This is a genomic window from Stenotrophomonas sp. TWI587, assembly GCF_039674145.1.
Classification (GTDB): Bacteria; Pseudomonadota; Gammaproteobacteria; order Xanthomonadales; family Xanthomonadaceae; genus Stenotrophomonas; species Stenotrophomonas maltophilia_AY.
On record NZ_JBDJMW010000009.1, the window covers coordinates 80675 to 94340 of the forward strand.

Genomic DNA, 13666 nt, shown 5'->3' on the forward strand with positions numbered 1-13666 from the left:
AGGTGCGTGCCTCGGCAGGATCAGTTCAGTACCGGCTGGATCGACGCACCGTGGATTTCCCAGCTGCTGCCATCCACGCGTGGCTGCAGCCGATACCACCCTTGGAAATGCAATGTGCCCGTCGCCGTGCTGACCCGGATCTGGACCGGCACTTCGCGCAGCCTGGAGGGGGTGCTGGTGTCGAGGGCGATCGGCGCGCCGGTCTTGATGCGTAGCCCGCGGAAATCAGGCAGTGCCCGCAGAGCGGCGTCATCGGGATGTCCGCCCGGGCTGCCGCCGGTCCACTGTGCGTCGGCGGTGGCAAGGTCGCCCTGCGCCACGGCAGTGACATAGCGGTGGACCACCATCGGCTCATCGGGTGCGTCGGCCGCCACCGCGCTGAGCGCAGCAAGTACGGGTGGGGAGGGCGCCGGCGTCAGCGCCGTGTCATCGCCAGACGCCGGTGCTGCGTCCGCCCCGGTGCTCCCGCGAGACGCGGAGGGATCGGACGCGGGTGTGCGCTGCTGGCAGGAGCACCCGTGCAGGATCAGCAACGGCAGTAACAGGACGGCGCGGCGCATGCAGGACTCTCCCCGGAGAGCGCCGAGTGTAACGCCACGCCGGCCGCGCAGCTCAGGGCGCGCCCTGGATCGACTCCAACGCGGCAAGTACCTCATCCAGCTGCGGTTGCAGCACCGTGAGCGGATGGCTGGGCGCATCGGCATGGCGCTGGGCGAGATCGCGCAGCAGCTGCGTGGCGACGATCGCGGCGGCACGCTCGTCGCCGCTCAGCCCGCTGTTGCGCCGTGCGATTTCCAGCAGGCGCATCCAGTCCTGCTGCGCGCGGTGTTCCAGTTCGATGGTGCAGCGCCCACTGCACTGCAGGCCGTCCTTTTCGATCGGAGTGACGGTGATGCGGTAACGCTGGGAAGAAGAACTGGCCATGGCTGCCTGCACGGTGGGGGACAAAGCCACCATAGGGCGCGATCCCTACGGCGACGACAGGCGCGGTCGCACGCAGTGTTCCACCCTGTGCGTTCCGGTCGGTTCCACTGTGTCGCGGATCGCGGCAGGACAGGCATCTGCACGGCTATCGCGCCTCCACCCCGTCTTTGGCAACGCTGTGTTTCGCCCAGCGCCCGAACCACCCACCGTCGCCCGTGCAAAGGTCCGGAGCGCATCGTGTGCTTGGCACGCAGATGGAACGAGAACAAAAAAAACGGGACGGCATGAGCCGTCCCGTTCAGGTGCTGCAGGAAGCGCGCAGATTAGAGCGCGGCGTCCTTGAGCTTCTTGAGCGGACGCACCTTCAGCTTGGTGGACGCCGGCTTGGCGGCGAACCACTGCTCTTCCTTCGTGAACGGATTGATGCCCTTGCGCTTCGGCTTGGCCGGCACGCTGACGGTGGAGATCTTCAGCAGGCCCGGCAGGGTGAAGCTGCCAGCGCCCTTCTTGTGCACCGAAGCGGCGACGGCGCCTTCCAGCGAGGCGAGCACGGCGCGCACGTCCTTGGCGACAACGCCGGACGCTTCAACGATGTGTGCAACCAGACCAGACTTGCTCAGCACTTCCTTGATCGGCTTGGGAGCGGCCGGCTTCGCGGCTGCCTTCGTAGCGACTTTCTTTACTGCCTTCTTCGGGGCAGCCTTCTTAGCGGTCTTTGCCATGGTTTCCTGTTCCGTGAACGGTTGGTTGTTTGGTCGCGCCGAACCCCGTCGGCAAGCGAAATGTAGGGCAACTATGGGGCGCCGCCAATAGGCAAACGCATAAAAATTCGTGATTTCCACGCCCCTCGTTACCGCAGTGCATCAGGTCATAGCCAAAAAACAGGGTCCGCCCTCGCGGCGGAGGCCATCGGTCATGGACCGTCGCACCCCGACTGTCGCACGAAAACCACTTGAAAACAGCATCCATCTTGATGGCCGATTCAGCTGGGAGCATCACCTGCCACTGAGCTGACGGCAGCCAGACACGGTGCTAACGCGGCGCCGTCTAGGCTGGCCTGGTCATTCACGCCGCAGGAGATCCACGATGGGTATTTCGCGTCATGCCACCGCGCATTGGGAAGGTGACCTCAAGACAGGCAAGGGACAATTGAGCACGCCCCAGAGCGGCTTGATGGACAAAACCCGCTATGCCTTCAGCAGCCGCTTCGGCGATGAGAAGGGCACCAACCCCGAAGAACTGATCGCTGCCGCACACGCCGGCTGCTTCACCATGGCGCTGTCGGCCAAGCTCACCGAAGCCGGTTTCGTGCCGACCTCGCTGGATACCGAAGCCAAGGTCGATCTCTCGATGGAAGGTGGGCCGCAGCTGTCGCAGATCACGTTGAAGGTGAAGGCGGTGGTGCCGAACATCGAGGCCACCCAGTTCCGCGCCATCGCCGATGACGCCAAGCAGAACTGCCCGGTGTCCAAGGCGCTCAGTGCGGTACCGATCACGCTCGAGGCTGAGCTGGCCGGCTGATCCGCGCCCGCGATTGGTGCACAGCAGATTGTGATGGGAAAGCGGCGGCTGCATAGTCGCCGCTTTCCTGTTGTGGGGTATCTGCATGCGTCCGACCGCTCTTGCCGCCCTGATGGCCTGTCTGCTGGCCGGCACCGCACAGGCCGATGTCCGCCTGCTGACCGCAGCGACCATCCACACGGGCGACCCCGAAGCACCTGCCGCTACCGCGCTGGCCTGGGATACCGACACCGGGCGCGTGCTTGCCGTGGGCGACAGGCAGGCGATGCTGGCGCTGTATCCACTGGCGGCGCTGACCGACGTCGGTGAGGCGACCGTCATTCCGGGCCTGATCGACGCCCATGCACATCTGATGTTCCTCGGCGGCACCTTGATGCAGGCCGATCTCACCGGTGCAACCGGCCCCCAGGACATCGTGGCGCGACTGCAGCGCTTTGCGGCCGACAATCCCGAGGGCTGGCTGCTCGGCAGCGGCTGGGACCAGAATCGCTGGCCGGACAAGCAATTTCCGACCGTGGCCGACCTCGACGCGGCGTTCCCGGACCGACCGGTCTGGCTGGGCCGCATCGATGGTCATGCCGGCTGGGGCAACAGCGCGGCACTGCGCGCGGTCGCACGGCAGCCCGGCCAACGCGCGTTGAAGGGCAGCTGGCAGCCGGCGGGCGGGCGCATCGTGCGCGATGCCAAGGGACAGCCGAGCGGGGTGTTCGTCGATGAAGCGATGACCCTCGTGCAGGCCGCCATCCCGGTGCCGAGTGATGCTGCACGCGAGCAGATGCTGGCCCGCGCGCTGGATAAAGCGGTCAGCCAAGGCCTGACCGGTGTGCACGACATGGGCGTATCACGCGCCGATCTGGCCCTGATGCGTCGCTTCGCCGATGCCGGCAAGCTGCCGCTGCGTATCGATGCGTACGCCGATGGCAATGGCGATGCCCTGGCCGATCTGTGTGCACAGGGCGCGTACCAGCATGCCGGTGGCCGCCTTGAAATGCGTGGGGTCAAGCTGTTCATGGATGGCGCGCTGGGCAGCCGCGGCGCCGCGCTGCTGGCCGACTACAGCGACGACCCGCACAACCGCGGCTTGCTGGTGACGTCGCCGGCCGATTTTGAAACGGCGGTGCGCAAGGCCGATACCTGTCATGTCCAGGTCGCCACCCACGCGATCGGCGATCGCGGCAACCGGATCGCGCTGGACACCTATGCCAAGGTGCTGGGCGAGCGTCGCCGCAGCGATCATCGCTGGCGGATCGAACATGCGCAGGTGGTCGCGCTGGAGGACATTCCGCGCTTCGCCCACCTCGGCGTGATCGCCTCGATGCAACCCACCCACGCCACCTCGGACATGGGCTGGGCGCAGGATCGGGTCGGCCCCGAGCGCATCCTCGGTGCGTATGCGTGGCGGCGGATGCTCGGCTCCGGTGCCCGGCTTGCGCTCGGCTCGGACTTCCCGGTGGAGCAGGTGGATCCCCGCCTGGGCCTGTATGCCGCGGTCACCCGCCAGGACCGTGGCGGCCAGCCGCCGGGTGGCTGGCAGCCCGATCAGCGCCTGACGGCGGCTGAAGCACTGCGGGGGTTCACCGCCGATGCAGCATGGGCGGGCCATGACGAGGCCCAGGTTGGCCGGTTACAGCCCGGGCTGCGCGCGGATTTCGTGGTGCTCGACCGCGATCCGCTCAGCGTCGCGCCGGCCGGGCTGGCCGATCTGCAGGTGCGCTCGACCTGGGTCGATGGCGCACCGGTATACGACGCGGCACGTTGACATGCCGCGCCGGGATCACCAGTCCAGCGTGCCGCGGATGACGGTCTGCACCTGGCCGCCAGACCAGACATCGCCATGGTCATCGATGCGCAGGGTCAGGCGCGCATCGTGGCCCACTTCGCGGCCCTGGCTGACGACGTAGCTGCCCGCGTTGCCGGGCAGCGCGTCGCGGCTGTCCAGCCAGGCGGCCAGCACGGCGTTGGCCGCCCCGGAAGCGGCATCTTCAAAGCGACGGCCGTTGCCGACGAAGGCGCGCACGGCCAGGTCCCAGGCCTGGCCCTGGCTGCGTGCATAAGCGAACACGCCCATGCTGTCGGTGGATTCGGCCAGCGTTGCCACGGCCTCCCAGTCCGGGGTGAGTGCGCGCAGCGCGGCTTCATCGGCCAGCTCGACCACCCACCAACTGCGGCCACCGGCCATGCGCGCCGGTGGCAGGCTGCCCAGCGGCCAGCCCACCAGCGCGGCCTGCAGGCGCGGGTCGTCGGCGCGGGTCACTTCGGCCTCGGCGGCGCGCGGAGTACGGATCGCAATGGTGCGGGCGTCTCCTCTGCCGTCCACGCGCAGCGGCAGGGCGCCGGCAATGCCGTCCTGGACCAGCATGCCCTCGACCGGCGCGGCCACGCCCAGCTCCAGCACGGCATGGGCGGTGCCCACGCTGGGATGGCCAGCGAACGGGACTTCCTTCTGCGGGCTGAACATGCGGATCCCGTAGCTGGCACCGGGCGTCTGCGGGGGAAACACGAAGGTGGTCTCCGGCAGCCGGGTCCAGCGGGCGATGGCCTGCATCGCCGTCTCGTCCAGGCCCTGTGCATCGAGCACCACGGCCAATGGGTTGCCGGCGCCGGGGTAGGGCGAGAACACATCCAGCTGCAGGAAACGACGGGAGGTCATGGCGATGCGCTCAACGAAAAACGGGCGGGCAGCTTACCAACCGGGGCCGCATTGCGGGCCCGGCCCCTGCAATGGGCAGGCTTGGCATAGAATCGGGGGTTCGGCCCGGCGTGCCGGGCGATTCCCCTCACTACCCAAACCTCCACCTCCATGTCAGCTTCCCCCCTTGTCGATCGCTGGATCGTACTGAAGTTCGGCGGCACCTCCGTGTCGCGTCGTCACCGCTGGGATACCATCGGCAAGCTGGCGAAAAAACGGGCGGAAGAAACGGGCTCGCGCGTGCTGGTGGTGGTATCGGCGCTGTCCGGGGTGACCAATGAACTCACCGCGATCGCCGATGGCGCCGCCGACAGCCGCGACCGTGTCGCTGCCCTGGTCGCGCGGCACCGCACGTTCCTGACCGAGCTGGAGCTGGACGCCACCGCGCTGGACGTCCGTCTGGACGCGCTGACCGGGCTGCTGGACGATCCGCGTGCCGCCGGTCGGCCGCTGGAGTGGCAGGCCGAGGTGCTGGGCCAGGGCGAACTATTGTCCTCGACCGTCGGTGCGGCCTACCTGCGCGCCAGCGGCCTGGATTTCGGCTGGATGGATGCGCGCGAGTGGCTGGATGCACTGCCGCCGCAGCCCAGCCAGAGCGAGTGGTCGCAGCGCCTGTCGGTGAACTGCCAGTGGCGTGCCGAGGCCGACTGGGCGGCACGTTTCCGCGCCCAGCCGACCCGCATGCTGATCACCCAGGGCTTCATCTCGCGTCATGCCGATGGCGGTACCGCGATCCTGGGCCGGGGTGGTTCGGATACCTCGGCGGCGTACTTCGGTGCGCTGCTGGGTGCCAGCCGCGTGGAGATCTGGACCGATGTGCCGGGCATGTTCAGCGCCAACCCGAAGGACGTACCGGACGCGCGCCTGCTGACCCGCCTGGACTATTACGAGGCGCAGGAAATCGCGACGACCGGCGCCAAGGTGCTGCACCCGCGTTCGATCAAGCCGTGCCGCGATGCCGGCGTGCCGATGGCGATCCTGGATACCGAGCGCCCCGAGCTGCCGGGCACCAGCATCGATGGCAATGCCGCGGCGGTGCCGGGCGTGAAGGCGATCAGCCGCCGCAACGGCATCGTGCTGGTCTCGATGGAAGGCATCGGCATGTGGCAGCAGGTCGGCTTCCTGGCCGACGTGTTCGGGCTGTTCAAGAAGCATGGCCTCTCCGTCGATCTGATCGGTTCGGCCGAAACCAACGTGACCGTCTCGCTGGACCCGTCCGAAAACCTGGTCAGCACCGATGTGCTGGCCGCGCTGTCGGCCGATCTGTCGCAGATCTGCAAGGTCAAGATCATCGTGCCGTGCGCCGCGATCACTCTGGTCGGCCGCGGCATGCGCTCGCTGCTGCACAAGCTCTCGGACGTGTGGGCCACCTTCGGCCGCGAACGCGTGCACATGATTTCGCAGTCGTCCAACGACTTGAACCTGACCTTCGTCATCGACGAGGCGGACGCGGACGGCCTGCTGCCGATCCTGCACGCCGAGCTGATCGACAGCGGTGCGATGCCGGTGGAAGAGGGCGAGGTGTTCGGCCCGCGCTGGCGTGAAATCGCCGGCACCATCCGCCCGCGCGAAACCGCCTGGTGGCGGGGCCAGCGCGAGCATCTGCTGACGCTCGCCCAGGCCGGTACGCCGCGTTACGTGTACAACCTGCCGACGGTGCGGGCGCGTGCGCGCGCGCTGACCGCGATCAAGGCGATCGACCAGCGCTACTACGCGATCAAGGCCAACTCGCACCCGGCCATCCTGGAAGTACTGGAGCAGGAAGGTTTCGGCCTGGAGTGCGTCTCGCACGGCGAGCTCAAGCACGTGTTCAACACGTTGCCGACGCTGTCGCCCAAGCGCGTGCTGTTCACCCCCAGCTTTGCACCGCATGCCGAGTACGATGCCGCGTTCGCGCTGGGCGTCACGGTCACGCTGGACAATGTGGAAGCCCTGCAGCGCTGGCCGGAACTGTTCAGCAACCGCGAGCTGTGGCTGCGCGTGGATCTGGGCCGTGGCGAAGGCCACCATGCCAAGGTCCGCACCGGTGGCAAGGACTCCAAGTTCGGCCTACCGATCGCGCGCGTGGATGAGTTCGTCCGCATCGCCGGTGAGTTGGGCACCCGCGTGGTCGGCCTGCATGCGCACCTGGGCAGCGGCGTGGAAACCGCGCAGCACTGGCGCCTGATGTGCGATGAACTGGCCGGGTTTGCTCGCCGCATCGGCAGCATTGAAACCATCGACATCGGTGGTGGCCTGCCCATTCCCTACAGCGCCGACGACGAGCCGTTCGATCTGGAGGCCTGGGCCGTCGGCCTGGCCGAAGTGAAGGCCGTGCACCCGGCATTCCGCCTGGCGATCGAGCCGGGTCGTTACCTGGTGGCCGAGTCCGGCGTATTGCTGGCGCGTGCCACCCAGGTGGTGGAGAAGGACGGCATCCGCCGGGTCGGTCTGGATGCGGGCATGAACACGCTGATGCGCCCGGCGCTGTACGACGCCTGGCACGACATCGAGAACCTCAGCCGCCTGAGTGGCTATTCCGAAGTGATGTTCGATGTGGTCGGGCCGATCTGCGAATCCAGCGATGTGTTCGGCAAGCGCCGCCGCCTGCCGGCCTCGACCGCGCCGGACGATGTGATGCTGATCGCCGACGCGGGCGCGTATGGCTACGTCATGGCCAACACCTACAACCAGCGCGAGCTGCCGCGCGAGGACGTCATCGATGATGGTCCTTGACCGCTGCTGCCGCCTTTCAAACCGGATACACCATGACTGCTTTTGATAAACACCAGGTTGCCGTTTTCCGCTTCGTCCGCTGCGACTTCGCCGCGGACACCGGCGTGGCGCAGCTGGTCTACGCCTTCGATGACGGCCCGGAGCTGATCGAGACGGTGACCATCCCGGGCGCGCCGTTCGTGCTCGAGGGTGACCGCGCCGAGGCAGTCCAGCGCGCCCTGCGCCTGCTGCACCTGATCGCCGGCGTGAGCTACTACAAGGCCGGCGTGCCCGAGCAGGTGCGCATCGACAACTATTCGATCGATGCGGCCACCGCCGCGCTGGTGGAGACGGTCTACCTCAACGGCCTGGGCGAATTCGCCTACCGAAATGGCCTGAACCTGCGTGGCCGCTTCCGTCTCCCTGTGGAAGGCGAGGCCTTCGCCGCACCGGCGCTGGGCCTGCGCGAACACGCGCTGGTCGCCATCGGCGGCGGCAAGGATTCGCTGGTCAGCATTGAAGCGCTGCGCAGCCTGGGTATTGCCGAAACGGTCACGTGGATTGGGGGTTCGCAGCTGATCCGTGCCTGCGCCGAGCGCACCGGCCTGCCGATCCTCAACATCGGCCGCACGCTGGCCCCGGAGCTGTTCGAACTCAACCGCCAGGGCGCCTGGAACGGCCATATTCCGGTCACCGCGGTGAACTCGGCGATCATGGTGCTGGCCGCGCTGCTGCAGGGCGTGGACCAGGTGGTGTTCTCCAACGAACGCTCGGCCAGCTATGGCAGCCAGATTCCGGGCACCGGCGAGGTCAACCACCAGTGGTCGAAGGGCTGGGCGTTCGAACAGGCCTTCGGCGAGCATCTGGAGCAGCACGTCGCGGCGGACCTGCACTATTACTCGCTGCTGCGTCCGCTCTCGGAGCTGGCGGTGGCGCGACAGTTTGCCAAGAGCGACTTCTACGACGCGCATTTCTCCAGCTGCAACCGCAACTTCCATATCCTGGGCGAGCGCCCGGTAAACCGCTGGTGCGGCGTCTGCCCGAAGTGCCACTTCGTGTTCCTCGCGCTGGCCCCGTTCATGCCCAAGATGCGCCTGGTCGGCATCTTCGGCCGCAACCTGCTCGACGATATCGAGCAGGCGCCGGGCTTCGATGCGCTGCTGGAATTCCAGGACCACAAGCCGTTCGAGTGCGTGGGCGAAGGCCGCGAATCGCGCGCGGCGATGGCGACCCTGGCCGCGCGCCCGGAGTGGAACGAAGATGCGCTGGTGAAGCGTTTCACCCACGACATCCGCCCGCAGCTGGATGCCAACGAACTGCAGATTGAACCGCTGCTGGCACTGGAAGGCGAACACCGCATTCCGCCGGCGATCTGGGAGCGTCTGCGTGCGAATTTCGCAGCTTGAAGGCAAGCGCGTTGCGTTATGGGGATGGGGACGCGAGGGGCGCGCCGCGTTTCGCGTCCTGCAGCAGCGGCTGCCGTCGCTGCCGCTGACCCTGTTCTGCCCGGAGGCCGAGGCCGCTGGCGCCCGTGAGGAAACCCAGGGGGCGCTGACGGTCCGTTCGGATGTCACCGGCGAGGCCCTGGCCGCGTTCGAGGTGGTGATCAAGTCGCCGGGCATCAGCCCATATGGGGACGCTGCGTTGCACGCCACCACGCAGGGCACGCAGTTCATTGGCGGCACCTCGCTGTGGTTCGCCGAGCACGCCGCTGCCGACGGCATCGTGCACGACACGGTGTGCGTGACCGGCACCAAGGGCAAGAGCACCACCACGGCGCTGCTGGCGCATCTGTTGCGCGCCTCGGGTGCGCGCACCGGGCTGATCGGCAACATCGGCCTGCCGCTGCTGGAAGTGCTGGCCCCGCACCCGGCGCCGCAGTACTGGGCGGTGGAACTGTCCAGCTATCAGACCGGCGAGGTCGCGCGCAGTGGCGCGCACCCGCAGGTCGCCATCGTGCTGAACCTGTTCCCCGAGCACCTGGATTGGCACGGCAGCGAAGCACGCTACATCGACGACAAGCTGCAGCTGGTCACCGGGGCCGCGCCGCGGATCGCGGTGCTCAATGCGGCCGACCCGCACCTGGCAGCGTTGTCGCTGCCGGAGAGCGAGGTCATCTGGTTCAACCAGCCGCTGGGCTGGCATATGCGCGGCGATGTCGTGCATCGCGGCGAGCAGGCCGTGTTCGACACCTCACACACGCCGCTGCCCGGCCGACACAACCGCGGCAACCTGTGCGCGGTGCTGGCGGCGATCGAGGCGCTGGGCCTGGACGCGGTGGCCCTGGCCCCGGCGGTGCAGGCCTTCCGCCCGCTGCCCAACCGCCTGCAGACCATCGGTGTGCGCGAGGGCATCACCTTCGTCAACGATTCGATCAGCACCACGCCGCACGCAAGCCTGGCGGCGCTGGAATGCTTCGCCGGTCGCCGCATCGCGCTGCTGGTGGGCGGCCATGATCGTGGCCTGGACTGGCACGACTTCGTCGCGCACATGGCCCACGACGTGCCGCCGGTGGAGATCGTCACCATGGGCGCCAACGGCCCGCGCATCCACGCGCTGCTGCAGCCGCTGGCCGATGCCGGCCGCTTCGGTCTGCATGCCGCTGCCGACCTGCCCGAGGCCATGCGGCTGGCGCAGGCCGCGCTCGGCGGGCAGGGCGGGGTGCTGCTGCTCTCGCCCGGGGCGCCGAGCTATGGCGTGTACCGCGACTATGTCGCCCGTGGCCGCCACTTCGCCGAACTGGCCGGCTTTGATCCGGACCAGATCACCGCGATTCCGGGCATCGGGATTGCCTGATCTGTCGATGTAGCGCCACGCAATGCGTGGCTGCTGTTGGCATCGATGCTGCAGCCACGCATGGCGTGGCTACCGCGGGGCGAGGCGGGGTACTTCATCCACCCTGGTGACGCCGGTGATGCAGGCATCAGGCTTCTTCTTCATCGATGAACGCGTAATCCCCGTCGATGAGCTGCTGCAGGTACGCATCGAAACTGGGCGCGATCACCCGGTAGCTGTCCGGGTCGTGCAGGTAGCGCACCACCTGGCCGACCGTGCCACCGGGTGCGGGATCGAAATCCAGATACAGCATCGAGGTGCCGCCATTGTTCATGCAGTGCGAGAAGCACAGGCGCTTGCCCATCGGCAGATCCGCATCGATGCCCTCGCCGAGGATCTCGGGGTCTTCCTCCAGCCATTCCTCGTAGATCGAGCGGATGCTGTCATCCCACTGCGCGCTGTCTTCGAAGGCCTGTTCCACTGAACGCAGGTAGTAGGGGTAATGCCCCTCCTCGACATCCGAGCCCAGCATCAGCACCACGACATCGCCACTGGGATACGTGCGGAAATGCGTGCCATCCACCCGCGCAAGCAGCGCGAGCAGGCTCTCGGGCACCTGTGGCCAGCGCTCGCGCAGGCGGGCCAGATCGCCCGCACTCGCCCCTTCGACCCAGGCCCACATCCGCGCATCGTCATCGGGCAGGCGCGGCACCAGGCCGGACAGGAAGCGGTCGACAAGGCTCATGCGCTGTTCCATACATTGGGGGCGGCCAGCCTGCCATAACAGGGACGGAGGTAGTTAATCCAGATGAGGTCGGGCGCGGCCGGCCTGCCAGGTTATGGGGGGCCGCGTCGACTCGGTGTTTCTACACGGTCCCGTCAACCGGCCGTCATACACTCAGGGCTCTTTCTGTCGGGAGCAGACGCATGAACAGGCAATGGCGGTGGGGTGCGGCGGTGCTGTTGGGCATGACGGCGCTGCCCGCGCTGGCGGCGATGCAGGCCAAGCCGGTGGAGTGGACCCAGGAGGGCACGACCTTCAGCGGGGTGCTGGTCTACGACGACAGTGACAACGACAAACGCCCGGGCCTGGTGATGGTGCCCAACTGGAAGGGGGTCAACGACTCGGCCATCGCCAAGGCCAAGCAGCTGGCCGGCGATGACTACGTGGTGCTGGTGGCCGATGTGTACGGCAAGGGTGTGCGCCCGAAGACCGATGCCGAGGCCGGGCCGGTGGCGACCAAGCTGCGCAATGACCGCCCCGTGCTGCGGGCGCGTGCGCTCAAGGCGATCGAGGTGCTCAAGGCGCAGGCTGGCAAGGCACCACTGGATGCGAGCCGGATCGGCGCGGTGGGGTTCTGCTTCGGCGGCACCACGGTGCTGGAGATGGCCCGCGCTGGTGCGGCGCTGGCCGGTGTTGTCAGTCTGCACGGTGGGCTGAGCTCGCCGCTGCCGGCCAAGGCCGGTGGGGCGCATCCGGCCGTACTGGTGCTCAATGGCGCCGACGACAAGAGCGTCAGCAAGGACGACATCGCCAGCTTCGAGCAGGAGATGAACGCGGCCAAGGTCGACTGGGAGTTCACCAACTACAGCGGCGCGGTGCACTGCTTTGCCGAGTCGGACGCGAACAGTCCGCCGGGATGCCAGTACAACGAACGCGCGGCCAAGCGCGCGTGGAAGGCGCTGGACGAGTTCTTCGACGAACGGTTCGAGACGCGCTGAGCGTTCGGGGTACCGACCAACGGTCGGTACCTACACATCGCGGTAGCTGCCGACCGTGGGTCGGCACGCCTCCAATCAATGCGAGCGCTGCACCGCGTAACGGGCCAGCCCGCGCAGGGCGGCCACGGCATCGTTGTCGGCCAGGCCGTCGAGCGCACGCTCGGCGGCATCGGCATACTCCTCGGCACGGGCGCGGCTGTATTCCAGCCCGCCGGTGGCGTGGATGGCCGCCAGCACCTCGGGCATCGCCTCGGCGTCGCCGTTCTGCACGATCTCGCGCAGGCGCTCGCGGGTGGTGGCATTGGAATGCGCCATCGCGTGGATCAGCGGCAGCGTGGCCTTGCCCTCGGCGAGGTCATCGCCCAGGTTTTTGCCCAGCTCTTCGGCATTGGCCGAGTAGTCCAGCACGTCGTCGGCGATCTGGAACGCGTAGCCCAACGCCATGCCGTAGTCGTACAGCGCCTGCTGGGTGGCTTCGTCCACGCCGCTGGCCAGCGCGCCCAGACGGGTGCCAGCCGCGAACAGCACCGCGGTCTTGCGCTCGATCACGCGCAGGTACGCGGCCTCGTCCGTGTCCGGGTTGTGGACATGCAGCAACTGCAGCACCTCACCCTCGGCGATCCGGTTGGTGGTGTCGGCGAGGATTCGCATGACCGGCATGCGGTCCAGTTCAACCATCAGCTGGAAGCTGCGCGAGTACAGGAAATCGCCGACCAGGACGCTCGGGGCATTGCCCCACAGCGCATTGGCGGTGCTGCGGCCGCGGCGCAGGCTGGATTCGTCCACCACGTCGTCGTGCAGCAGGGTCGAGGTATGGATGAACTCGATGATCGCTGCCAGCTGGTGGTGTTCCGGGCCGGCCTGGCCGACCGCGTGGCCGGCCAGCATCACCAGCATCGGCCGCAGGCGCTTGCCGCCGGCCGAGATGATGTGGTCGGCGATCTGGTTGATCAGCACGACATCCGAGGACAGTCGGCGACGAATCAGCGCATCGACGGCGTCCATGTCGGGCGCGGCGAGCGTCTGGATCTGGGGCAGGCCCAGCGCGGGGCGGGTGTCTTCGGTGATGGTCATGCGGTCTGACTTTCAGGCTTGGGCGGAATTATAGGCGGTGCCGTCGTATTCCGCCCGCGAAGACGCCGCTGTCGCGTGGGCAAGGGGGCGACAGGCATGGGGACAGGGGAGATGATCACGGCGACCTCGACCCTCGCGCCCGGGCGCGTGGCGGGTATTGCCCGGCACGATGGGGTGTCCGGCTTGGGGGAGGCGCCGCCATCCGGCGTGAATACGTATGCATGCAACCCCACCGCTGGAGGCGCCCAGCTAAGCTTGTCGGGTTCG

The 13666-nt window shown here is 67.7% G+C and carries 12 protein-coding genes; 6 read left to right on the forward strand and 6 right to left on the reverse strand.

The window, feature by feature from the left end:
* Positions 1-20: 20 nt before the first annotated feature.
* From ABE464_RS15080 to ABE464_RS15090, 3 genes are all read right to left on the reverse strand, one after another.
* Complete coding sequence (locus ABE464_RS15080; RefSeq protein WP_346472626.1) at positions 21-560, reverse strand: hypothetical protein; 540 nt, start codon at positions 558-560, stop codon at positions 21-23.
* Between the two features lie 52 nt (positions 561-612).
* Complete coding sequence (locus ABE464_RS15085; RefSeq protein WP_346472627.1) at positions 613-957, reverse strand: DUF3861 family protein; 345 nt, start codon at positions 955-957, stop codon at positions 613-615.
* 290 nt (positions 958-1247) lie between these two features.
* Positions 1248-1646: an HU family DNA-binding protein gene (locus ABE464_RS15090; protein WP_019185677.1), complete on the reverse strand. Its 399-nt coding sequence runs from the start codon at positions 1644-1646 to the stop codon at positions 1248-1250.
* Positions 1647-2010: 364 nt separating this feature from the next.
* Between ABE464_RS15090 and ABE464_RS15095 the strand changes: the two genes are divergently transcribed.
* Entirely contained in the window at positions 2011-2445 is a 435-nt protein-coding gene (locus ABE464_RS15095; RefSeq protein WP_176990800.1) for an OsmC family protein, read from the forward strand.
* Positions 2446-2530: 85 nt separating this feature from the next.
* Positions 2531-4204 (forward strand): amidohydrolase, encoded by a 1674-nt coding sequence (locus ABE464_RS15100; protein ID WP_346472628.1) that lies wholly within the window; start codon positions 2531-2533, stop codon positions 4202-4204.
* Between the two features lie 15 nt (positions 4205-4219).
* On the opposite strand, the gene ABE464_RS15105 is transcribed toward ABE464_RS15100, so the two are convergent.
* Positions 4220-5095 (reverse strand): PhzF family phenazine biosynthesis protein, encoded by an 876-nt coding sequence (locus tag ABE464_RS15105; RefSeq protein ID WP_346472629.1) that lies wholly within the window; start codon positions 5093-5095, stop codon positions 4220-4222.
* A 150-nt stretch (positions 5096-5245) separates the two neighbouring features.
* On the opposite strand from ABE464_RS15105, the gene ABE464_RS15110 reads away from it, so the two are divergent.
* The 3 genes from ABE464_RS15110 to murD are packed head-to-tail and all read left to right on the forward strand — an operon-like array spanning position 5246 to position 10624.
* Positions 5246-7849, forward strand: a complete 2604-nt coding sequence (locus ABE464_RS15110) for a bifunctional aspartate kinase/diaminopimelate decarboxylase (RefSeq protein WP_346472630.1) — start codon at positions 5246-5248, stop codon at positions 7847-7849.
* 32 nt (positions 7850-7881) lie between these two features.
* Positions 7882-9234 carry a UDP-N-acetyl-alpha-D-muramoyl-L-alanyl-L-glutamate epimerase gene (murL, locus tag ABE464_RS15115; protein ID WP_346472631.1) on the forward strand — a complete coding sequence of 451 codons (1353 nt, stop codon included), beginning with the start codon at positions 7882-7884 and terminating at the stop codon, positions 9232-9234.
* A complete protein-coding gene (murD, locus tag ABE464_RS15120) occupies positions 9215-10624 on the forward strand; it encodes a UDP-N-acetylmuramoyl-L-alanine--D-glutamate ligase (protein ID WP_346472632.1) in 1410 nt (469 codons plus the stop codon). The genes murL and murD overlap by 20 nt, the downstream gene beginning before the upstream one ends.
* A 127-nt stretch (positions 10625-10751) precedes the next feature.
* Here the strand turns inward: murD and ABE464_RS15125 are convergent, their stop codons facing one another.
* Complete coding sequence (locus tag ABE464_RS15125; protein WP_346472633.1) at positions 10752-11348, reverse strand: SMI1/KNR4 family protein; 597 nt, start codon at positions 11346-11348, stop codon at positions 10752-10754.
* Between the two features lie 182 nt (positions 11349-11530).
* Here ABE464_RS15125 and ABE464_RS15130 point away from each other — a divergent pair, with 182 nt between their 5' ends.
* The gene (locus ABE464_RS15130) at positions 11531-12325 is read left to right on the forward strand and encodes a dienelactone hydrolase family protein (RefSeq protein ID WP_346472634.1); all 795 of its coding nucleotides are present in this window, start codon (positions 11531-11533) and stop codon (positions 12323-12325) included.
* Positions 12326-12400: 75 nt separating this feature from the next.
* Here the strand turns inward: ABE464_RS15130 and ABE464_RS15135 are convergent, their stop codons facing one another.
* The gene (locus ABE464_RS15135) at positions 12401-13399 is read right to left on the reverse strand and encodes a polyprenyl synthetase family protein (protein ID WP_346472635.1); all 999 of its coding nucleotides are present in this window, start codon (positions 13397-13399) and stop codon (positions 12401-12403) included.
* Positions 13400-13666 lie beyond the last annotated feature (267 nt).

What these genes read in the sequence shown, in the direction of transcription:
- ABE464_RS15080 (WP_346472626.1), bottom strand. Translation starts at nt 560, where the DNA reads ATGCGCCGCGCCGTCCTGTTACTGCCGTTGCTGATCCTGCACGGGTGC.
- ABE464_RS15085 (WP_346472627.1), bottom strand. Translation starts at nt 957, where the DNA reads ATGGTGGCTTTGTCCCCCACCGTGCAGGCAGCCATGGCCAGTTCTTCT.
- ABE464_RS15090 (WP_019185677.1), bottom strand. Translation starts at nt 1,646, where the DNA reads ATGGCAAAGACCGCTAAGAAGGCTGCCCCGAAGAAGGCAGTAAAGAAA.
- ABE464_RS15095 (WP_176990800.1), top strand. Translation starts at nt 2,011, where the DNA reads ATGGGTATTTCGCGTCATGCCACCGCGCATTGGGAAGGTGACCTCAAG.
- ABE464_RS15100 (WP_346472628.1), top strand. Translation starts at nt 2,531, where the DNA reads ATGCGTCCGACCGCTCTTGCCGCCCTGATGGCCTGTCTGCTGGCCGGC.
- ABE464_RS15105 (WP_346472629.1), bottom strand. Translation starts at nt 5,095, where the DNA reads ATGACCTCCCGTCGTTTCCTGCAGCTGGATGTGTTCTCGCCCTACCCC.
- ABE464_RS15110 (WP_346472630.1), top strand. Translation starts at nt 5,246, where the DNA reads ATGTCAGCTTCCCCCCTTGTCGATCGCTGGATCGTACTGAAGTTCGGC.
- murL (WP_346472631.1), top strand. Translation starts at nt 7,882, where the DNA reads ATGACTGCTTTTGATAAACACCAGGTTGCCGTTTTCCGCTTCGTCCGC.
- ABE464_RS15125 (WP_346472633.1), bottom strand. Translation starts at nt 11,348, where the DNA reads ATGAGCCTTGTCGACCGCTTCCTGTCCGGCCTGGTGCCGCGCCTGCCC.
- ABE464_RS15130 (WP_346472634.1), top strand. Translation starts at nt 11,531, where the DNA reads ATGAACAGGCAATGGCGGTGGGGTGCGGCGGTGCTGTTGGGCATGACG.
- ABE464_RS15135 (WP_346472635.1), bottom strand. Translation starts at nt 13,399, where the DNA reads ATGACCATCACCGAAGACACCCGCCCCGCGCTGGGCCTGCCCCAGATC.